Source organism: uncultured Limnohabitans sp. (assembly GCF_937889215.1).
Lineage (GTDB): Bacteria > Pseudomonadota > Gammaproteobacteria > Burkholderiales > Burkholderiaceae_C > Limnohabitans_A.
The window spans coordinates 1-3,315 of the sequence record NZ_CALBEX010000055.1 but is presented as its reverse complement, the minus strand read 5'-3'; the positions used below and the strand labels follow the sequence as shown (position 1 = coordinate 3,315).

General features: G+C 57.8%; 3 protein-coding genes. All 3 read right to left on the bottom strand.

Translation table 11 applies throughout. The features are described 5' to 3' along the window. The coding region (gene truB, locus Q0341_RS01325) for a tRNA pseudouridine(55) synthase TruB (protein ID WP_299510024.1) at positions 1–955 on the bottom strand (955 nt) is incomplete at its 3' end. Positions 956–957: 2 nt separating this feature from the next. After that, positions 958–1,329, bottom strand: a complete 372-nt coding sequence (rbfA, locus tag Q0341_RS01320; RefSeq protein WP_299510025.1) for a 30S ribosome-binding factor RbfA — start codon at positions 1,327–1,329, stop codon at positions 958–960. A gap of 3 nt (positions 1,330–1,332) precedes the next feature. After that, positions 1,333–3,315: translation initiation factor IF-2 (gene infB / locus Q0341_RS01315; protein ID WP_299510023.1), on the bottom strand; the 1,983-nt coding region annotated here is incomplete at its 5' end.

The window sequence follows — 3,315 nt, the reverse complement described above, 5'->3', positions numbered from 1 at the left end:
CAAATGCAGGTGAACTTTCTAAAATCTGTTGAATTTCCATCGGGCTCAACAATCGACCCGGAACCAATTCGCCGTCATGCACCACTGCTGTTCCCAGCAAGGCACGAGGATGTTCTCCATACACCGCGACTTGATCACAATCAACCCAAGGGCCGTGTCGGCGCACCCCGTTCAAAAAACGGCCTGTGTTGTCGCTGTCCAGGCTCACCTCGGTGTAGCCCGGCAACAAAACATCCACCGGCAGCAAAGCGTCCAAACGCTCGGCTTCATCCATCGCTTCCAGATCCTGCAGCGTCACACACTGTGGCTCGGCAAAAGGACCGGTGACCACCCGGCGCAATGCGCTCAAATGCCCACCACAACCTAGGGATTCGGCGATGTCTTCGCCCAGCGTCCGGATGTAGGTGCCTTTGCTGCAACGCACACGCAAACGCAAAAAAGGCGCATCGCCATGCAACTGCATGTCCAGCAGATCCAGGTCATAAATCACCACGTTGCGCGCTTCGCGCTCAACGGTTTCGCCCTCTCGGGCATATTCGTACAAGGCCTTGCCGTCCTTTTTCAAGGCACTGTGCATGGGGGGCACTTGGCTGATCGGGCCCATAAAGCGATCTAACACTTCAACAACCATACCAGCCGAACATGACACTTCACGCACTGCGATCACGTCGCCTTCAGCATCCGCCGTGCTCGTCTTCAGACCCAAGCGGACAGTGGTCTCATAAGTCTTGTCAGCATCCAGATGTTGTTGGCTGAACTTGGTGGCAGCCCCAAAACACAAAGGTAAAACGCCAGTGGCCAATGGATCCAAGGTGCCGGTATGCCCTGCTTTTTCGGCGCGCAGCAACCACTTGGCTTTTTGCAAAGCCTGGTTGCTGGAAAGACCCAGCGGTTTATCAAGCAGCAACACCCCGTGCACAGGGCGCCGTTGCACCCTGGTGCGTGGCGCGTTCATGCTCAGTCCTCTTGGGCGCGAGATGACACGGCCTTGGCAATCAAGGCATTCATGTCAGACGCACGCTCCGTGGTCTGGTCGAACAAAAAGTGCAAGGTCGGCACGGTGTGGATGTGCAAACGCTTGAACAAACCATTGCGCAAAAAACCAGCCGCTGCATTCAGGCCTTCGGTGGCTTCCACGGGGTTTCCGGTCAAGACACTGAAATACACCTTGGCATGCGCGTAGTCGGGCGTGACCTCGATCGCATTGATCGTGACCATGCCCACGCGCGGGTCTTTCAACTCGCGCGCAATCAACTCGGCCAGATCACGTTGGATCTGGTCGGCCACGCGGAAACCGCGGTTGGGCACAGAGGACTGCTTTCTACGCACCATTTACAGCGTTCTCGCAATTTCCTTGACGTCGAAGAATTCGAGGTAATCGCCTTCTTTGATGTCGTTGTAGTTTTTGAGTTTGATACCGCACTCAAAGCCTTCTTTGACTTCGCGCACGTCGTCCTTGAGGCGCTTGAGCGAGTCAAGTTCACCGGTATAAATGACGACGTTCTCGCGAAGCAAACGGAATTTGGCGCTGCGGGTGACTTGTCCCGAAGTGACCATACAGCCTGCGACCGTACCGATCTTGGAGGCCACGAACACGGTCCGAATTTCGGCCATGCCCATGATTTCTTCGCGTTGCTCTGGTGCCAACATGCCCGACATGGCGGCCCTGAGTTCATCCACAGCGTCATAAATGATGTTGTAGTAATGCAAGTCCACGCCATTGCCTTCAGCCAACTTGCGCGCGCCGGCATCGGCACGCACGTTGAAACCGATCACGATGGCCTTGGAGGCAATCGCCAAGTTGATGTCCGACTCGCTGATGCCGCCCACGCCAGAGTAAACCAGCTGCACTTTGACTTCTTCGTTGGACAACTTGAGCAAGGACGCGCCCAAGGCTTCTTGCGAACCCTGCACATCGGCCTTGATGATGATCGGCAGCATCTTGACTTCGCCCGCCGACATGTCGGTGAACATGTTCTCCAGCTTGGCCGCTTGTTGTTTGGCCAGTTTGGTATTTCGGAACTTGCCTGCGCGGTAAGTGGCGATCTCGCGGGCACGGCGCTCATCGCCCATGACCATGAACTCGTCACCGGCTTGCGGTACTTCGGTCAAGCCTTGGATCTCGACCGGAATCGACGGACCCGCCGATTTGATCGACACACCGTTTTCGTCCAGCATGGCACGCACGCGGCCAAAGGTCTGGCCTGCCAGCACCACGTCGCCGGTGTTCAAAGTACCGGACTGCACCAGGATGGTGGCCACAGGGCCACGGCCCTTGTCCAGACGGGCTTCGATGACCAGGCCCTTGGCAGCGGCTTGAACGGGTGCTTTGAGTTCCAGCACTTCGGCTTGCAAGAGCACTTGCTCCAGCAAATCCTCGATGCCCATGCCGGTTTTGGCTGACACGGAAACAAACGGGGCTTCGCCACCGAACTCTTCGGGAACCACTTCTTCTGCGATCAGTTCGGCACGTACACGCTCAATGTTGGCATCGGGTTTGTCCATCTTATTGATGGCCACCACGATGGGCACACCCGCAGCCTTGGCGTGTTTGATGGCTTCCTTGGTCTGCGGCATCACGCCGTCGTCACCGGCCACCACCAAGATCACGATGTCGGTGGCTTGTGCACCACGGGCACGCATGGCCGTGAAGGCCTCGTGGCCTGGAGTGTCCAGGAAGGACACCATGCCACGCGGCGTTTGGACGTGGTAAGCACCAATGTGTTGGGTGATGCCACCGGCTTCACCTGAAGCCACTTTGGCCCGGCGAATGTAGTCCAGCAGTGAAGTCTTGCCGTGGTCCACGTGGCCCATGACAGTCACCACAGGAGCGCGTGGCAACAACTCAGCGTGTTGGTCTGACACTTCGTCGTCGGTGAAGGCTTCTGGATCGTCCAGCGCCGCCACCACCGCTTTGTGACCCATTTCTTCCACCACGATCATGGCGGTGTCTTGGTCCAAAGGCTGGTTCATGGTGGCCATCTGGCCCAGCTTCATCAGGTGCTTGATGACCTCAGAGGCTTTGATGGCCATCTTGTGTGCCAACTCGGACACGGTGATGGTCTCGGGCACGTGTACTTCCAGAACCCGCACTTCTGCCGGCGCTTGCTGGTTGTGGCCATCGTCACGGTCACGGTCGTTGCCACGGCGGCCACGCGGGCCGGTGCGCCAGTTGTTGCGACCCACGCCACCACTGCTGTCGCCGCGTGTAGGAATAGCTTTCTTCTTGGCAGGATCGCCCGCCCAGCTGGAAGACAGCTTGGCCGATTTGACTTCTTTGTTGCCGCCTGGGGCTGCGGGTGCTGCAGCTTGGCC